Annotated in this window: 12 protein-coding genes; 4 read left to right on the forward strand and 8 right to left on the reverse strand. The window is 51.2% G+C overall.

Going from position 1 to position 17,323, the window contains the following annotated elements:
• Nucleotides 1-889 precede the first annotated feature (889 nt).
• Complete coding sequence (locus ABD892_RS08295) at nucleotides 890-1,102, forward strand: cell division protein ZapB (RefSeq protein ID WP_211825265.1); 213 nt, start codon at nucleotides 890-892, stop codon at nucleotides 1,100-1,102.
• A gap of 71 nt (nucleotides 1,103-1,173) precedes the next feature.
• On the opposite strand, the gene brnQ is transcribed toward ABD892_RS08295, so the two are convergent.
• Together brnQ and ABD892_RS08305 are read right to left on the reverse strand one after the other, a co-directional pair.
• Nucleotides 1,174-2,505 carry a branched-chain amino acid transport system II carrier protein gene (brnQ, locus tag ABD892_RS08300; RefSeq protein ID WP_345195024.1) on the reverse strand — a complete coding sequence of 444 codons (1,332 nt, stop codon included), beginning with the start codon at nucleotides 2,503-2,505 and terminating at the stop codon, nucleotides 1,174-1,176.
• A gap of 371 nt (nucleotides 2,506-2,876) precedes the next feature.
• Nucleotides 2,877-4,799: an ATP-binding cassette domain-containing protein gene (locus tag ABD892_RS08305; RefSeq protein ID WP_345195025.1), complete on the reverse strand. Its 1,923-nt coding sequence runs from the start codon at nucleotides 4,797-4,799 to the stop codon at nucleotides 2,877-2,879.
• Nucleotides 4,800-4,825: 26 nt separating this feature from the next.
• Here ABD892_RS08305 and ABD892_RS08310 point away from each other — a divergent pair, with 26 nt between their 5' ends.
• Nucleotides 4,826-5,347 carry a TIGR02444 family protein gene (locus ABD892_RS08310; RefSeq protein WP_345195027.1) on the forward strand — a complete coding sequence of 174 codons (522 nt, stop codon included), beginning with the start codon at nucleotides 4,826-4,828 and terminating at the stop codon, nucleotides 5,345-5,347.
• A 45-nt stretch (nucleotides 5,348-5,392) separates the two neighbouring features.
• On the opposite strand, the gene ABD892_RS08315 is transcribed toward ABD892_RS08310, so the two are convergent.
• Nucleotides 5,393-6,163 (reverse strand): histone H1-like repetitive region-containing protein, encoded by a 771-nt coding sequence (locus ABD892_RS08315; protein WP_345195028.1) that lies wholly within the window; start codon nucleotides 6,161-6,163, stop codon nucleotides 5,393-5,395.
• Between the two features lie 836 nt (nucleotides 6,164-6,999).
• Between ABD892_RS08315 and bamJ the strand changes: the two genes are divergently transcribed.
• The gene (bamJ, locus tag ABD892_RS08320) at nucleotides 7,000-7,719 is read left to right on the forward strand and encodes a BamJ family beta-barrel-assembly machinery protein (RefSeq protein WP_345195030.1); all 720 of its coding nucleotides are present in this window, start codon (nucleotides 7,000-7,002) and stop codon (nucleotides 7,717-7,719) included.
• A gap of 77 nt (nucleotides 7,720-7,796) precedes the next feature.
• On the opposite strand, the gene rsd is transcribed toward bamJ, so the two are convergent.
• The 3 genes from rsd to aceE form a co-directional block, all read right to left on the reverse strand.
• Entirely contained in the window at nucleotides 7,797-8,267 is a 471-nt protein-coding gene (rsd, locus tag ABD892_RS08325; protein WP_345195032.1) for a sigma D regulator, read from the reverse strand.
• Nucleotides 8,268-8,884: 617 nt separating this feature from the next.
• The gene (gene aceF, locus ABD892_RS08330) at nucleotides 8,885-10,501 is read right to left on the reverse strand and encodes a dihydrolipoyllysine-residue acetyltransferase (protein WP_345195033.1); all 1,617 of its coding nucleotides are present in this window, start codon (nucleotides 10,499-10,501) and stop codon (nucleotides 8,885-8,887) included.
• Between the two features lie 67 nt (nucleotides 10,502-10,568).
• Nucleotides 10,569-13,229 (reverse strand): pyruvate dehydrogenase (acetyl-transferring), homodimeric type, encoded by a 2,661-nt coding sequence (gene aceE, locus ABD892_RS08335; RefSeq protein WP_345195034.1) that lies wholly within the window; start codon nucleotides 13,227-13,229, stop codon nucleotides 10,569-10,571.
• Between the two features lie 347 nt (nucleotides 13,230-13,576).
• On the opposite strand from aceE, the gene glnE reads away from it, so the two are divergent.
• Nucleotides 13,577-16,531, forward strand: coding sequence for a bifunctional [glutamate--ammonia ligase]-adenylyl-L-tyrosine phosphorylase/[glutamate--ammonia-ligase] adenylyltransferase (gene glnE / locus ABD892_RS08340; protein ID WP_345195036.1), 2,955 nt, complete (start codon nucleotides 13,577-13,579; stop codon nucleotides 16,529-16,531).
• 251 nt (nucleotides 16,532-16,782) lie between these two features.
• On the opposite strand, the gene ABD892_RS08345 is transcribed toward glnE, so the two are convergent.
• Nucleotides 16,783-17,160: a DUF4376 domain-containing protein gene (locus ABD892_RS08345; protein ID WP_345195037.1), complete on the reverse strand. Its 378-nt coding sequence runs from the start codon at nucleotides 17,158-17,160 to the stop codon at nucleotides 16,783-16,785.
• The coding region (locus tag ABD892_RS08350; protein WP_345195038.1) for a hypothetical protein at nucleotides 17,138-17,323 on the reverse strand (186 nt) is incomplete at its 5' end. The genes ABD892_RS08350 and ABD892_RS08345, both read right to left, overlap by 23 nt.

The following is a 17,323-nucleotide window of genomic DNA, read 5'->3' on the forward strand; positions in this document are numbered from 1 at the left end:
TTTCCCGCTCAGAGGAGCTACACGACAAAGTCATCGGAGAATTCATCTCCAGAATGTGGTATCAACCGGTTTGAAACATGACCCAATAGAAGCGGATTAATAATGGATATTATGATTTGGCTGGCGTAGTTACATCGTTTGAAAAAGACGGTATGCAGGCTGTTATCTACGTGTACGCAAACACTCTATCGCTTTTGATAAGGGATATTGGTCAAGTGCAAGTTCCGTTATTGCCAGTAAATGGCTCAGAAACGTGCTTTCGATGTGAGACGAAGAGAAACGAATACATTCTGCTGCGATGTAATCTTCAACGGATGCATCATGCGATAGCGAATAAAAAAACGCTTTTAACGCCTCTTCTTCGACATTCAGAGACGAAATAATCTTTGCACAGGGCACGCTGACCGAACCCATTGACCATTCTCCCTAAATACCCAAAGTGACCTGCTCCACTCACCCTCCTATCATTTCAGGGAGCTATGAAGCTACGCATCGAACACTATGCATTTCAATCCTTAACATCGTCTGCCTGAATCAGACTTTATTCACTGGCTCACTACGATGTCATTAAAAAACAGTATAGCAATAGTCCTTCTAATCGTTATTGAACGTTCAAATATAAACGCCAGCGGCAGCTTACTAACCGTAAAGACTTTGTGAAGATTTCATCATCCCAGCTACCCTCCCGAGCGAAAGCATGCCAATAAACAGCAATTTGTAGGCGTTTCAATGCAACATTCCCTTTCTGGGCGTTGGTACCGCTATGCGTTCACTCTATAATAGAGGCCAAACAGCCATGAAAGGCGACCGTTCCCGACCTGCCAGGCAGCGAGGATCGTGTTTCCAATAACAGTCATGGACAATTGCCTCCGCCACGTGAGATGAAGCTATGTCTATTGAAAGCCTCGGCCAACTCGAAAGCAAAATTCAGAACGCCATCGACACCATTGCCCTGAACAAGATGGAAGTCGAGGAACTGAGAGAAGCCAAAACCCGTCTGGAAGAAGAAAACGCCCAGTTGAAACAAGAACTGCAAGCATGGACTGAGCGAGTCAGCAGCCTGATCGGCAAACTCGACAGCTTGGCAGAAGAAGCGCTCTGAGACGGTTTACATGCCCATAAAAAATGCCACCCTTCGGTGGCATTTTTTATATCGCTTCAAGATTAATGCTGTTAAGCAAGGCTTTCCTGCCGTACAGGCGAACCACTCTTCAACATGCCAACCACAAAGCCTGCAACACCAGGTACCATCCACCCCAGCCCACTGCTCTGTAACGGAAGATGAGAATAAACATCGACCAGTGGCTGAACAAACGACAGTCCCGCAGCACTCAGCCCATCGACAATACTGATGGCCAATACAGGCAACAATGTAAAGGCAAATACGATGCCCGGCTGAGCAAAACGCTCACGGAACAGGCACAGCATGATCAAGGCAATCGCAATCGGGTAAACAACCAGCAACGCGGGAATGGTAACAGCCAACAGCTCAGTCAGCCCCATATTGGCTATCAGGGCACTCACTATCGTACAGAGCACCACATAGCCCCGGTATCCCATCACTGGCAGCACTTCAGCAAAATATTCACCACAAGCCGTCATCAGTCCAACGGAGGTCGTGAGACACGCCAGACCAATCGTCAGCGCCAGAATAACCATACCCCAATCACCAAATACGGCAGTGATATAGAGATTCAGAATCCGCGCACCGTTTTCTGCACCAGCAGCAACCGCGTAACTGGTCGCCCCCAGGTAAGAAAGCACGACATAAACAACGGACAGGCCTACAGCAGCAATAATAGCGGCAATAACGGTGTAGCGGGTCAGATCCGTACGGTCTTCCACCCCCCGCTGGCGCAGCGCAGTGATGATAACAATACCAAAGGCCAGTGACGCCAGGGTATCCATGGTCTGGTAACCCTGCTTGAAACCGTATATGAATGCGGGCTCTTCCAGATGCATGCCGGCTTCAGCGACCACACCCTGCGGTGCAACAAAAACACCGATGGCAATGGCAATCAGAACCAACACCAGCAATGGGGTAATCAACTTACCCACCGTTTCAATCAGCCTACCGGGGAAAAGCGCCAACACCAGCGTCAGTAGGAAGAACCCGGCACTGTAGAAAGCGAGAGCGCCAGTGCTCCCTTCACCAACAAACGGCAATACGCCCATTTCATAAGAAACAACCGCCGTCCGAGGTGCAGCGAAGAGCGGCCCGATCGCCAGATACAAAACAATTCCTGTCAGCATAGCGGCCCACTTAGGAAGGTCCTGGGTAAAACGATCCAGACCACCTCCAAGCTTTGCGGCAACCATGAGGCCCAACAAAGGGAGTCCAACACCGGTCAACAGGAATCCAGCCGCTGCTGGGACGACAGCTTCACCGGCCAATTGGCCAAGAAAGGGAGGAAAAATCAGGTTACCTGCGCCCAAAAACAGCGCAAAGGTCATCAGGCCAACGGCCACTACATCAGTAGATTTCAAACGAATAGACAAAGACATACCCCTTTTCGTGGCATTACGGCAGCCCTTCGGCTGATGTCACAAGAGGGATGCAGGCTGGTAAGAAAGCACGGGGTCGCCGGCTTGCTACTCCGAAAAAGGATGGTTTTACGGAGCGGTGATCGCTGCCCTTGTGAAGCGTTGATCATCCCTTGCATACCCAGAATGCCCTGTCCTGAAACTGGCTGGACTCTATTATGGCATTCAGCCAGCGGAACATGGCAATTAAGCTTCCGCTATATATCCCACACTTTTCGCCGCCATCTCAATTGCGGCTTATACCTACAAAAGGAGCAGAACAGCTTCCTTACCCTTAACAGGAAAAACCGCTAAAAATGGCGCCATACCTGTAGCTGGCGCCTATTTTTTGATTAGGAAACCTGACTTTCAGCCATCTCAAGGGCTTCACAGGCTTCCATCCACTCATCCTCCAGCTGCTGCGATTGCTGTTTCAGCAGCATCTGACGCGCCAACAGGGTTTTTAATTGCTCCCTGCCATCATCGGTATAGAGAGACGGATCATGCAGAGACTGCTCAAGCTCTACTAGTGATGCATGACATTGCTCCAGTGCCTGCTCCAGTTTTTCAACCCGCTGGCGGAAGGGGCGCAGTTTTGCCCGCAAAGCCGCTTCAAGACGCTTTTGTTCTTTACGGTCACGGGCCGAAGAACCCGCACCAGAATCCGCCGTTACCTGATCGGAGGTATCACGCAAACTCACACCGCGACGCTGCTGCGAAAGCCAGGTGGCATAGGCGTCCAGATCGTCGTCAAACGGCTCCATTTTGCCGTCGCTGACTAGATACAGTTCATCGGTGGTATTGCGCAACAAATTCCGATCGTGAGAAATCAACACCATGGCGCCGGTATATCCCTGCAGTGCCATGGTCAGGGCATGCCGCATCTCAAGGTCAAGATGGTTGGTTGGCTCATCCAGTAATAACAGGTTGGGTTTCTGCCACGCCACAATAGCCAGCGCCAGCCGCGCCTGCTCGCCGCCTGAAAAGCCTTTAACCACTTCCAACGCCTTGTCGCCATGAAAGCCAAAGCCCCCCAGAAAATCCCGAATTTCCTGCTCCCGGGCAGTTTTGGTCAAACGCTGAATGTGCAGCACCGGTGTGGCATCCAGATCCAGACTTTCCAACTGATGCTGGGCAAAGTAGCCGATTTTCAGATGCTCACCCTCAACGCGATCCCCCGCCAGTAACGGTAACTGATCAGCCAGCGTTTTCATCAGCGTGGATTTACCGGCACCGTTCTGCCCCAACAGACCAATACAACTGCCGGGATGCAGTCCCAGCGATACATTTTTCAGTATTGGCGCCCCGGCATAGCCCATTTCCCCTTTTCGGATCAGGAGCAGCGGATCAAAAAAACGCTCAGGTTCAGGCAGCGTAAATGTGAAGGGGGAATCCACATGGGCTGGTGCAATTTCCTCCAGACGATCAAGGGCCTTCAAACGGCTCTGAGCTTGTTTCGCCTTGGTCGCCTTGGCGCGAAAACGGCGAATAAAGTCGTCCAGATGAGCTTTCTGCTTCTGTTGCTTTTCATAGCTGGATTGCTGCAGCGCCAGACGCTCAGCCCGGGTACGTTCAAAGGCCGTGTAATTACCCCGGTACGTCGTCAATGCCTGCCGTTCGATATGGGCAATCTGGTCAACAACACCATCCAGAAAATCCCGGTCATGGGATATCAACAGCAGCATACCCGGATATTGCTTTAACCAACCTTCCAACCAGATGATGGCATCCATATCCAGGTGGTTGGTCGGCTCATCTAGCAACAGCAGGTCAGATGGACACATCAGTGTCTGTGCCAGGTTCAGACGCACTCGCCAACCACCGGAAAACGAGCGCACATTGGACTGCATCTGATCCTGACTGAAGCCTAATCCATGCAACAGCTGCTCTGCGCGGGATTTGGCTGAATAGCCATTATGGCTTTCCAGCGCGGCATGCTGGATGGCCAGGGCATTGTCATCGTGGCGGACTTCCGCATCCGCAATCGCCTGCTGGATACGGCGCAGCTCGACATCACCATCCAGAACATACTCAACGGCAGGACGATCAAGCGCCAGAACTTCCTGGGCCATATGGGCGATCCGGAGATTTTTGGGAATACCCACATCGCCGGCATCTGCCGATATCTCTCCCCGGATCAAGGCAAAAAGTGTTGATTTCCCGCAGCCGTTGGCACCGGTCAAACCAATCTTCTGACCCTGGTGGATAACGAAACTGGCCTCTTCCAGCAGGCGTTTTCCGCCCCGCATGAGGTTAATTTGCTGTAATCTGATCATGACGCGCATTCTATGTTAAGGCTGTCATGAAGAACATATCCGACAATCCCTTTTGGCATTACTCTGTACAACTGTGGCCAATAGCGGGAGAAACCCTGTTAATGCTTCAGGATTCCTATCAACTGGATATCAACATGGTGCTATTTTGCTGCTGGTTGGCAAACGAAAAGCGAATCCTTCATTCGTCGAATCAACTCGCGCATCATTGGCCTGAAATATTTCGGTGGCAGCGAGACGTGATTCACCCGCTACGAATCATCAGGCAAAGCATGAAAGCAATGATCAAACCTGATGTCGACATGCAGGACATCTATTCCAAATGTAAGCAGGTTGAATTATATGCTGAGTGTATTCAGCAAAAGCGACTCTTTGATCTGACAAACCAGATCTCAAGAAGCAGTGACATGCATAGTCATAAGCGGTTGGAAGAGAATCTTCAGCAGTATTTAAACGTTTACGGCGCCAAAAACGACGATCAAATGTTACAAACCTTGCTCATGCATTGCCTGAAAATAATAAAGGGGCCTAATGGCCCCTTAAATACTTGATGCTACATTGCCTGTTCCAACCAAGGTAACAGGCTAGCCATCAGCTTATCTCTTTTTAACGGCCTTTCTTGTAGCAGTCCTGCTAGCAGCCGGCTTGCGCGCAACTGCCTTTTTGGCAGGCCGACGCGCTGGTGCTTTTCTCTTAGCTGCAGTTTTCTTTACCGCTGCTTTTCTGGCAGGAGCCTTACGAGCTGCTGGCTTCTTCTTGGCTGCAGTCTTCTTCGCAGTAGCCTTGCGAGCTGCTGGCTTCTTCTTGGCTACAGCTTTCTTCGCAGTAGCCTTGCGAGCTGCTGGCTTCTTCTTGGCTACAGCTTTCTTCGCCGTAGCCTTGCGAGCTGCTGGCTTCTTCTTGGCAACAGTCTTCTTAGCAGTAGCCTTGCGAGCTGCTGGCTTCTTCTTGGCTGCAGTTTTCTTTGCAGTAGACTTACGCGCTGTAGTCTTCTTGGCTGCAGTTTTCTTTGCAGTAGACTTACGCGCTGTTGTCTTCTTGGCTGCAGTTTTCTTTGCAGTAGACTTACGCGCTGTTGTCTTCTTGGCTGCAGTTTTCTTTGCAGTAGACTTACGTGCTGTTGTCTTCTTGGCTACAGTCTTCTTAGCAGTAGACTTACGTGCGGTAGTCTTCTTCTTGGCGACTGTCTTCTTCGCAGTAGTTTTGCGAGCTGCCGGCTTCTTCTTGGCAACAGTCTTCTTAGCAGTAGACTTACGCGCTGTTGTCTTCTTCTTGGCAACAGTTTTTTTCGCTGCAGGTTTCTTTTTGGCTGCACCGGCCTTCTTAGGCGCGGCTGTCCTCGTGAATTCCATTTCTAGCTTTTCCATGGCTTTCTCCTTAGCGCTTGCAAGCTTGGATCATTACCTAACATCCCTGTATCACTTCCAGAAACTGCTGTATGCCACGGACATCCAAGTCCATTGTCTACAACAGTATCTCTGGCCTTTACCTGCCTGATCACAATCAGGTCAGTATAAACCTCTCGGCAATGTCAGCTTTACCTCAATCCAAGCCAGCACCATTATCGATTCTCAACTGCTCAGTGCTAACTTTGCCGCAACGCCAATATCACCTGAATGACTCTTTACATATTCAGCGCATTCAGAACGCAATCATTTCTGAATCACTATTACGGCCACTTGCCAATTTCTTAATTATTGCTATTATCCGGCACCGTGTACTGTTTAAACATTTCATTAATGTAAGTAGCGACTGTTAATCAAATGAAACATCTTTCAACAACGTCCTAATGAAACCAAAGCGTTTTTCATCAAGGCAAAAACATTGATTATAAGAGTAGTTCAATTTATACCAATATTTTTACATAGATATAGACCATCACATGGAGCATGTACAAAATTTTTTTCAATGAACTTTCATTACTCCACTTTATTTTATTTACCACAAACAAAAAAAAACAAAACCACCTATACATAAAGAAAAAAAACTCGAACATCCCCCACCCATTAATGAAGCCAATAAAAGCACACTTCATTATTTCCACCAAAAAGAAGACTCAGCACTTGTTAACTATAGTGTCAATATTACGTTGTTATCTCTACAATAATAGACGGCTACACTTGCCTTTGACATAAAATTGAACAATGATGTTCCGAACTTCCTTTCCCCGGAAGGGTTCTTCCAACCTGAAAAAGAGAATGCAATGAAGCTTAAAACGATTGCAGCCACACTAATTCTGGCCAGCACAACCAGTATGACTGTACTGGCTGAAGGGACAACTCCCCTGGCAACCGAAAAGGCTAAGTTGAGCTACAGCCTTGGTGCCATGCTTGGCGAACGTTTGAAAAATGACTTTGACAATCTTGATCTTCAGGCGCTCTCACAAGGTATTGAGGATGCTGTGTCCGATAAGAAGCTGGCACTGGACCGCAATGACATGATTGCAGTGATTCAGAAAGCCCAGCAGGCACAAGCGGAAAAAATGCAAAAAGAGATGCAGGAACAAGCCCTGAATAATCAGGAAAAAGGGGATCAGTTCCTGAAAGAAAACCGCAAGAAATCAGGTGTTGTAACAACAGATTCCGGCCTGCAGTATAAAGTACTGAAAAAAGGTAATGGACCCAAGGCATCAGCAGACGCTGAAGTCACCGTTCATTATGAAGGCAAGACCCTTGATGGCAAAATCTTTGATAGTTCCTATGAGCGTGGTGAACCCGCTAATTTTAAAACCACTCAGGTTATTCCCGGCTGGACCGAAGCGCTTCAGCTGATGCCTGAAGGTTCCACTTGGGAACTCTATATTCCCGCCAGCTTGGCCTACGGACCGGGCGGCATTCCTGGACGTATCGGCCCCAATGAACTGTTGACCTTTAAAGTCGAACTGATCAAAGTCGGTGAGCAGGAAACTAAGGCAGTGAACTAAAGAAATGGCTGGTTGTGAATCAAACGGTCATTCATCACAACCAGCCATTTGCAGAATAGCGTAACCTGCAACTCCCACTATTGGGTAACAGCCTCCCCATGCGAGTTATGCAGTATTTCAATTAACTGGTCTTCAAGTGCAAAACGTTCCTCCAAACACTCACCGAGCTTGGAAAGAGCAACCTGCAGAGACTGTATGTCGCTGAACTTATCGATACCATCATTGAAGTCGAGACAGAATTCTGTTGTCTTCTGAATGGCGTCAAACAGCGCTGTTGCAGAGTTCAGAGCCGCATTATCATCAAATTCTACGGCTTCCTGCTGAAGCTGTTCATAGATCTCGAAATGCCCCGCAGATACATAATCAACCAGCATCTGGCAAAGATGTCGCATTTTTTCAAAAAAGGGACGTTCATCGACCCGTAACTGCTCAACACCGCTCAAGGAACAGTAAAGTACCAATAACTCCTGTCTCCCATTCAGCCAATTGTCGATCAGCTCGGATACACCTCCCCAGCGCTCTTTGGCTGACTTGCAACCTTCCAGCATTATCTTTCCCCTTTACTGTTAGCGTCGGTTTTACAGCCAGTAGTAATAATGGAAAGGCTACCCAGAACGCGTCTGGATAACTTGAAGTCATTAGGTTACGGCAGCTCGCTATCCCCCGGCAAGAAGTTTATGGCTGAAAATGCCGCTCTAGGGAATAAATAACAATGCTATTGCATCACAACCATCTTTTTAAGAATATACAGAAATAAATAAAGCCAATTTAAATTTTATTTTTTATATAACGAACATGCGTAGCTTAATTTACTGAATAATCAATATTTTTTACTATAAAAATGAAAATGAGCTAAACAATAGCAACGGCGCTTTATTGATCCAGATCAACTCGTAACTTCCAGTATCGATTTAAAGTGATTTAACAAGAAATAGAAAAATCAACTGGAGGGAGATCAACACATGAACGAATTCGTAATGGTAAGCGGCTGGTTTTGCATAGGTTCTATCGGCGCCATTCTTGCGGCTGGCTTTTTGGTAGGCGGTCTACTGGCCTTTCTCGATAGCCGTATCACCAGAAGTGATGGTCATTAGTCTCTGATCTCCCACCATAAAAAATGCCAGCGCTTAAGCTGGCATTTTTGTTAGCAAGACAATCTTATAACTCAGAGCAGAATATTCCTGATATCTGAGAGCAACTGACCCAGCAACGCTGTAAAGCGCGCCGCTTCAGCGCCATTAATCGCTCTATGATCATAGGAGAGCGACAAAGGCAGCATCAGACGGGGTGCAAACTCCGTACCATTCCACTTCGGCTTGATCTCCGCCTTGGAAATGCCCAGGATCGCCACTTCAGGCGCATTCACGATTGGCGTGAACGCTGTACCACCAACAGAACCGAGGCTGGAGATGGTGAAACAGCCACCTTGCATCTCATCCGGCTTGAGCTGTTTGTTTCTGGCCTTTTCAGCCAGAGCTACACACTCATCAGCCAGCTCCCACAACCCTTTCTTGTCGACATCCTTGATGACCGGCACCAGCAAACCATCCGGGGTATCAACTGCCACACCAATGTTGACGTATTTCTTGTAGATAATACGATCAACTTCCGGTGACAGGGAGGCACAGAACTGCGGCATTTCCTTCAGCGCATACGCACAGGCCTTCAGCATGAACGGCAGAGGCGTCAGCTTGCTGCCACGGGCCTGGGCAGCAGCCTTCTGGCTCTTGCGGAAATCTTCCAGCTCAGTGATATCAGACTCATCAAACTGGGTTACATGCGGAACGTTTAACCAGCTGCGCTGGAAGTTCTTTGCCGCAACCTGACGCAGACGGGTCAGTTCTTTCTCTTCGACTTCGCCCCACTTGCTGAAGTCTACCGCCGGCATCTGGGGAATCCCCAAACCACCGGATACCTGAGCAGACTTTGGCTCGCTCAGCTTGGCCTTCACATAATTCTGAACATCTTCTTTCAGAATCCGGCTGCGGGGACCAGAACCACGAACCAGAGACAGGTCAACGCCAAACTCACGGGCAATCTTGCGCACTGCCGGGCCGGCGTGGATGCTCTTATTCGCCTGCTCCAGCTCACGGTTAGACTCTGCAGCAGGCTGAGTCGGAGCAGCTGCAGAGGCTGCAGGCTGGCTTGCAGCCGGCTTTTCAACCACAGGCGCCTGTGAAGGTACTGCAGGTTGGGCGACAGGCGCTGCACCAGCAACTTCCATCATCACAACCAGGTCACCCTGGCTAAGGGTATCACCTTCCTTGACCTTCACTTCCGTGACCACGCCACTGAAAGGCGATGGCACTTCCATGGTTGCCTTGTCGGATTCCAACGTGACCAGCGGATCTTCTTCGCTGATTTCGTCGCCCGGTTTCACCGACACTTCGATAACCGGCACATTATCAGAACCGATATCCGGTACCCGCACTTCCTTGATAACACTCGCAGCGGGAGCTGCCGGTACCGCTTCAGGCGCTGGCGCCGCAGCAGGTGTCTCAGCAACCGGGGCAGGAGCTTCGGGTGCTTCTGCAGCTACAGCACCGCCTTCAGCAGCCATTTTCAGCAGGTCATCACCTTCAGAGACCTTATCGCCTACCTTCAGCAGGACTTCGACAATACGGCCATTACGAGGCGCAGGCACCTCCATGGTTGCCTTGTCAGACTCAAGCACAATCAGAGAATCTTCGGCCTCAACCTGATCGCCCGCCCCGACACACACTTCGATGACTTCTGCGCCATCGCTGCCAATGTCCGGTACCTTGATGATTTCGTCAGTCATTCGTTCACCTTAGGATCTGGAACCGGGTGGCGGTTTTGACTCCGCCGCCACCCCGGGTTACAGAGCGTTAGCAATACAGGGGATTGTTCTTTTCCGGATCAATGCCGAATTTCTTCATGGCATCCACCACCACACTGGCTTCGATCTCACCGTCCTTCATCAGGCCAGACAGCGCTGCAACCGTGATGTAGTAACGGTCAACTTCGAAGAAGCTGCGCAGGTTCTCACGGGTATCGGAGCGACCGAAACCGTCAGTACCCAAGGCAACAAATGTACCCGGTACAAAGTCACGAACCTGGTCGGCATACAGCTTCATATAGTCAGTCGCGGCAATGACAGGCCCCTTGCGACCGGACAGCTGCTTCTCTACCCAGGAGACACGCTTCTCAGCAGTCGGGTTCAGCATGTTCCAGCGCGAAGCATCCAGGCCATCACGACGCAGCTCGTTGAAGCTGGTTGCACTCCAGATATCCGATTCCACCCCGAAGTCATTACGCAGAATCTCGGCCGCTGCACGGACTTCTTCCAGAATGGAACCACAACCCATCAGCTGAACCTTGGGCTTGTCGTTGCAGGAGTTCTCTTCGAAGCAGTACAGACCCTTGATGATGCCTTCGATCACGTCATCGCCTTCAGGCATCGCCGGCTGGACGTAGTTTTCATTCAGGGTAGTCAGGTAATAGAAGACATTTTCCTGATCTTCAACCATACGGCGCAGACCGTCCTGAATGATGACCGCCAGTTCATAGCCGTAAGTCGGGTCATAGCTCACGCAGTTCGGGATGGTGGACGCCAGAATATGGCTGTGACCGTCCTGATGCTGCAGACCTTCACCGTTCAGCGTGGTACGACCGGAAGTCGCGCCGACCAGGAAGCCACGAGCCTGCATATCGCCTGATGCCCAGGCCAGGTCACCGGTACGCTGGAAACCGAACATGGAATAGAACACATAGAACGGAATCATCGGCACGTCGTTGTTGCTGTAAGAGGTTGCAGCAGCGATCCAGGCCGCGTGGGCGCCGGCTTCGTTGATACCCTCTTCCAGAATCTGGCCAGACTTGGATTCCTTGTAGAACATGACCTGGTCAGAATCCTGCGGCTCGTACTTCTGGCCTTCAGCAGAGTAGATGCCCAGCTGACGGAACATGCCTTCCATACCGAAAGTACGGGCTTCGTCAGGTACAATCGGCACAACGTGCTTGCCGAGGGTCTTGTCTTTGGTCAGCACACCCAGAATACGGGTCAGCGCCATGGTCGTGGAAATCTGACGCTCACCGCTGCCCTTAGTAACCGCTTCAAAGGCCTTCAGCTCAGGCACAGGCAAAGCAACGCTGGTCTTCGGACGACGCTGCGGAATGAAACCGCCCAGCTTCTCACGACGCTTGCGCATGTAAACCATTTCCGGGCTCTCCGGATCCGGCTTGTAGTAAGGCACATTTTCCAGCTCATCATCACGGATCGGCAGATCGAAACGGTCACGGAAATGCTTGAGGTCTTCAATCGGCAGCTTCTTGACCGAGTGGCTGACGTTGGCAGATTCTGCACTGGAACCGGTACCGTAACCTTTAACGGTCTTGGCCAGAATAACGGTCGGCTGACCGGTGTGGTTTACTGCCGCGTGATACGCTGCGTACACTTTGTACGGATCGTGGCCACCACGATTCAGACGCCAGATGTCTTCATCAGACAAGTGCTCAACCAGCTTCAGGGCTTCCGGATCACGACCGAAGAAGTTCTCACGGGTCCAAGCACCGCCCTTGGCCTTGCAGTTCTGGTAGTCGCCATCTACGGCTTCATCCATGATCTGCTGCATAGAGCCATTCTTGTCATTGGCAAACAGCGGATCCCAATGACGGCCCCAGACGACCTTGATGACGTTCCAGCCGGCACCACGGAAGACACCTTCCAGTTCCTGAATGATCTTGCCGTTACCACGAACCGGACCATCCAGACGCTGCAGGTTACAGTTAACCACGAAGACCAGGTTATCCAGCTTTTCACGGCCAGCCAGGGAGATCGCACCCAGGGATTCCGGCTCGTCCATCTCACCGTCACCCAGGAATGCCCAGACCTTACGGTTCTGTTCCGGCATCATGTTGCGGTTGATCAGGTACTTCATGAAGTGCGCCTGGTAGATCGCCTGCAGCGGACCCAGTCCCATGGAAACGGTGGGGAACTGCCAGAATTCAGGCATCAGCCAGGGATGCGGATAAGAAGAAAGACCCTTGCCGCTCACTTCGGAACGGAAGTTGTCCAGCTGTTCTTCGGTCAGGCGGCCTTCCATGAACGCACGGGAATAGATACCCGGTGCCACGTGGCCCTGATAGTACACCAGGTCGCCTTCACGGTCATTTTCCGGACCGTGGAAGAAGTAGTTGTAACCGATATCGTACAGCGTGGCGCTGGACGCAAAAGAAGAGATGTGACCACCCAGGTCACCGCCGCGCTTGCTGGCGCGCATCACCATGGCCAGTGCATTCCAGCGAACCACGGAACGGATACGACGCTCCATGAACAGGTCGCCGGGCATCCGGGCTTCCTTGGCGGAAGGAATGGTGTTGCGGTAAGGGGTAGTGATCGCGTAGGGAAGCTGTGTTCCCTTGCGGCTGGCGTGCTGGGCCAGACGGGTCAGCAGAAAATGCGCCCGGTCTTCGCCTTCTTTTTCAAGCACGGATTCGAGAGCATCCAGCCACTCCTGGGTCTCCATCGGATCAATATCGCGCTGCATTGCTATGCTCCAAGCCCTGAGGGGAGGCGGAAAAATGCAACGGAATCCATCGCACCCGGCCGCCTGATGTTCAAATTATAGTCTTGAGCCCGCTGACGACACGCTGCGGCATGTCATGACAACTTCTGGAATCAACAAGTAAAGCCTGCGGATTCAGACTCAAATAATTTTGTAGTTTTACTACATTTTTTGTAGGTTTGACAATCCTAATCGACCCTTTCATGTAGTAAAGCTACATTTAATGCCAGACAAACCCACGATCGAACAACCGACTGAACAAGCCCTCACGCACAGGCAAAAAATCCGATACTATCGTGGCGTCGCCTACCGGTTGGACAGAGGGCTCCATGATCGCCGTCATACCTGAACAAATCCGACAGTCACTTCAATGCCGTCGGCAGCAGTTTGCAGAGATTGATGCCGACACCCGGCAATTTCTTGAGAATCTGGATCAAACTACCCAGCATCAGCTGGATACCTGCTGGGGAGGCAGCGATTATGCTGCAGACCTCTGCCAGCGAAAACCAAAATTACTCAAAACGCTGGTTAACAATGGTCAATTGCTGCAAACACTGTCAAAAGCCGCCATTCAACAGTCGCTGAATGACAAACTGCTGACTGCAACATCAGAAGAAGAACTGGCGGCTACGCTCAGGCAATTTCGGCATTACCACCAGCTTCGCATTATCTGGCGCGATTTGAATCGGTTGGCGGATTTATCGGAAACCACCGCAGACCTGTCCAACCTGGCAGACAGTTGCATCGACAGCGCCTGCGGGTGGCTCTACAAACGACTGTGCGAAACACTCGGCACACCTTATGGCGCCTCTGCGCCCGAGTCTGAACCGGTTCCCCAGCAAATGGTCATACTCGGTATGGGCAAACTGGGCGCTGGCGAACTTAACCTCTCATCGGATATCGACCTGATATTTTGTTATCCGAATAAAGGCGAAACAAAAGGTGCCGCCCGCAGCCTGGACAATCAGGAATTCTTTGTTCGGCTGGGTCAAAAGCTCATTACCGCTCTGGATGCCAAAACTGTCGATGGTTTTGCCTTCCGCGTCGATATGCGCCTCCGCCCTTACGGCCAGAGTGGCGCACTGGTACTCAGCTTTGCCGCCATGGAACAGTACTACCAGGATCAGGGGCGGGACTGGGAACGGTACGCCATGATCAAGGCACGGGTGGTGGCAGGCGACATCCGCCGAGGCGAAGAACTGCTCAAGAGCCTCAGACCGTTTGTGTATCGTCGCTATATCGATTTTGGCGCCATAGACGCCCTGCGGGACATGAAGCGACTGATTCACCGAGAAGTTTCGCGTCGTAACATGCAAAACAATATCAAGCTGGGTCCCGGCGGCATCCGGGAAATCGAGTTTATTGTTCAGAGCTTCCAGCTGATTCATGGTGGACGGGAGCGACGACTGCAAGAACGTTCACTCCTGACGGTTTTATCGTCACTGGAAGCTTTGGGTTATCTGCCTCAGGCAGCCTGTCAGGAACTCTCCGAAGCCTATCATTTCCTCAGAAATACCGAACACGCACTGCAGGCCGTTGCCGATCGCCAAACACAGACCCTGCCCGCTACCACGCAAGAGTATGACCGGCTCGCCTGGGTCATGGGCCACGATGACCGGCAAACCTTCCAGCAAGCGCTGGATCATCATCGCGAGCACGTCACGTACCATTTCGAGCAGGTGATTCGTGACCCTGATGCAAAGCCATCCTCTAACGAGGAATCCGGCGATGACTGGGAAGTCCTCTGGTCTGCCCGACGTCAGCCTGAAGAGGAGGTTGAGCTGCTGCAGCGTCATGGCTTTACGGATCCGGAAACCGCTCACCGACGCCTTCTGGATCTCCGTGACAGCAAAGTACTCAAGACCGTTCGACGTCAGAGCGCCGATCGCATTCGCCAGTTTATGCCAGCACTGCTGCAAACAGTCAGTCATGCTGAAGACCCGGACCAGGCATTGAACCGGGTCTTGCCGATTATTGAAGCCGTACTGCGTCGTACCGCCTATCTGGTACTGCTTATCGAAAACCCGCACGCACTGGAACACCTGGTCAAACTCTGTGCCGCCAGTCCCTGGATCAGCGAACAGGTTGCCCGCCACCCGGTCTTGCTCGATGAATTTCTTAATCTTGGCAACCTTTACACACCACCGAACCAGGAAGCCCTTCAGGATGAGCTTCGTCAGCAGCTGTCCCATATTCCGGAAGAAGATCTGGAATCCCAAATGGAAGCGCTGCGCTATTTCAAAATGGCCCACGTGCTTCGCCTGGCAGCAGCCCAGGTTGCTGGCACCATGCCGTTGATGAAAGAAAGTGATTACCTGACCTGGATTGCCGAATCCATCCTGAAAGAAATCCTGAATATCGCCTGGAACCATTTGACGGTTCGCTACGGCCACCCCATGGAGACACACGACAAACCCTGCAACCCGGGCTTCGTCATCCTGGGTTATGGCAAACTGGGCGGCATTGAACTGGGTCCGGGATCTGACCTGGACCTTGTCTTCATTCATAATGGTGGCACTAACCTGAGCACAAACGGTGAACGGGAAATCGACAACAACCTGTTCTTCACCCGCCTGGGTCAGCGAATTGTCCACATATTATCCACAGCCACGGCGTCCGGCCAGCTGTACGATGTGGATATGCGGTTGCGGCCCTCCGGCAACTCAGGCCTGCTGGTTTCGTCGTTACCTGCGTTTGAGAAATACCAGAAAAACGAAGCCTGGACCTGGGAACACCAGGCGCTGGTCAGAGCCCGTGTCATTGCCGGCTGCTCCGAACTGGCTGCACGCTTTGAACAGATTCGCGCAACCACACTCGGCGAACCTCGTGACCTGGACGAATTACGAAAAGACGTCCTCGACATGCGCAGGAAAATGCGGGACAACCTGGGCACCAAGGAAACCGGGGCAGGTATTCGGCCTGATACCTGGAATGAAAACCACCTCTTCCACCTGAAACAGGATGTCGGCGGCATCGTCGATATAGAATTCATCACTCAATATGCGGTGCTTGCCTGGTCTCATGATCATCCGACCCTGCTGAAATGGAGTGACAACATCCGTATTCTGGAAGAACTGGAGCGGGCGGGCCTTCTCCCTGCAGAGGAATGCCAGCAACTTCGTGATATCTACCAGAGTTATCGAAAAATACTTCACCTCCGTGCGCTACAAAAGCTTCGCAGCAGCGTGTCTGCAGATCAGTTCCAGAAGGAACGCGGCGTCGTTATCGCCATCTGGGACCAGTTACTTCAGACAAAAACACTTGCCGACGCTACCTCTGGGTAAACGATAAAACCGCTGTCGTTATGCCATGGAATATGGTGGAATACGGAAAACCGCAAGGCACCACCCGGACACGATCCGGGCGGTTTTTGCTGAGAAAGCCTTTTTTTGACCTCTTAACACATTGATTTATAACGATTTTTTATAAAAATATACGACATCAAAAACACCATTATTCACTACCAAAAATCAATAACTTACGTAGTTTTTTTGCTACTTTACGACCCCATATAAACGACAGTTGCCGCTGTTTCTCACCCCCAATTCTCAGGCTCAATATCCCGCATCGTGACACCCGGCAAGCGACCTTTGATCTCTGTCGCACGAGCATGGAGTTGGGCCGAACGTAGCGCCCTGGCGGTGAGCATATCGTTGTAGATGGTTTCAAGGCCAGCGCGTGTCAGTGGTACCACTTGGTTGTCCGCCATTGTCCAATCAAGGGTGCCTTTAGCCGCTATAGTGGCAAAGACCTTGAGGGCATTATCCATCCGTGTCTCTGATTTCGGGTCACAATCCACCAAATAATCCCCAATCTGAATAGGGGCTATTTCCATCCGATCACGGGCAGCGTTAATGTCATCCCTGTCTGCCGCTTGCTGGGCAAGGGCATCATACGGCTGTAACGATGGCATCGAACTCTACCTCCCTGTAAGGAAAATTAACCAGCAAGAAATGGTGGGTACCCTCGGTCACGGACAACCACTCAATAAAACCGTCATCAACCACCCCATCAAACCCCGGACAAATGACCCTTGTCCCGGCAGGGATACCCTCAACACGCAACACTTGTCCTGT

Source organism: Kistimonas scapharcae (genome assembly GCF_039540975.1).
In the GTDB taxonomy this organism is placed as follows: Bacteria; Pseudomonadota; Gammaproteobacteria; order Pseudomonadales; family Endozoicomonadaceae; genus Kistimonas; species Kistimonas scapharcae.

What these genes read in the sequence shown, in the direction of transcription:
- ABD892_RS08295 (WP_211825265.1), top strand. Translation starts at nt 890, where the DNA reads ATGTCTATTGAAAGCCTCGGCCAACTCGAAAGCAAAATTCAGAACGCC.
- brnQ (WP_345195024.1), bottom strand. Translation starts at nt 2,505, where the DNA reads ATGTCTTTGTCTATTCGTTTGAAATCTACTGATGTAGTGGCCGTTGGC.
- ABD892_RS08305 (WP_345195025.1), bottom strand. Translation starts at nt 4,799, where the DNA reads ATGATCAGATTACAGCAAATTAACCTCATGCGGGGCGGAAAACGCCTG.
- ABD892_RS08310 (WP_345195027.1), top strand. Translation starts at nt 4,826, where the DNA reads ATGAAGAACATATCCGACAATCCCTTTTGGCATTACTCTGTACAACTG.
- ABD892_RS08315 (WP_345195028.1), bottom strand. Translation starts at nt 6,163, where the DNA reads ATGGAAAAGCTAGAAATGGAATTCACGAGGACAGCCGCGCCTAAGAAG.
- bamJ (WP_345195030.1), top strand. Translation starts at nt 7,000, where the DNA reads ATGAAGCTTAAAACGATTGCAGCCACACTAATTCTGGCCAGCACAACC.
- rsd (WP_345195032.1), bottom strand. Translation starts at nt 8,267, where the DNA reads ATGCTGGAAGGTTGCAAGTCAGCCAAAGAGCGCTGGGGAGGTGTATCC.
- aceF (WP_345195033.1), bottom strand. Translation starts at nt 10,501, where the DNA reads ATGACTGACGAAATCATCAAGGTACCGGACATTGGCAGCGATGGCGCA.
- aceE (WP_345195034.1), bottom strand. Translation starts at nt 13,229, where the DNA reads ATGCAGCGCGATATTGATCCGATGGAGACCCAGGAGTGGCTGGATGCT.
- glnE (WP_345195036.1), top strand. Translation starts at nt 13,577, where the DNA reads ATGATCGCCGTCATACCTGAACAAATCCGACAGTCACTTCAATGCCGT.
- ABD892_RS08345 (WP_345195037.1), bottom strand. Translation starts at nt 17,160, where the DNA reads ATGCCATCGTTACAGCCGTATGATGCCCTTGCCCAGCAAGCGGCAGAC.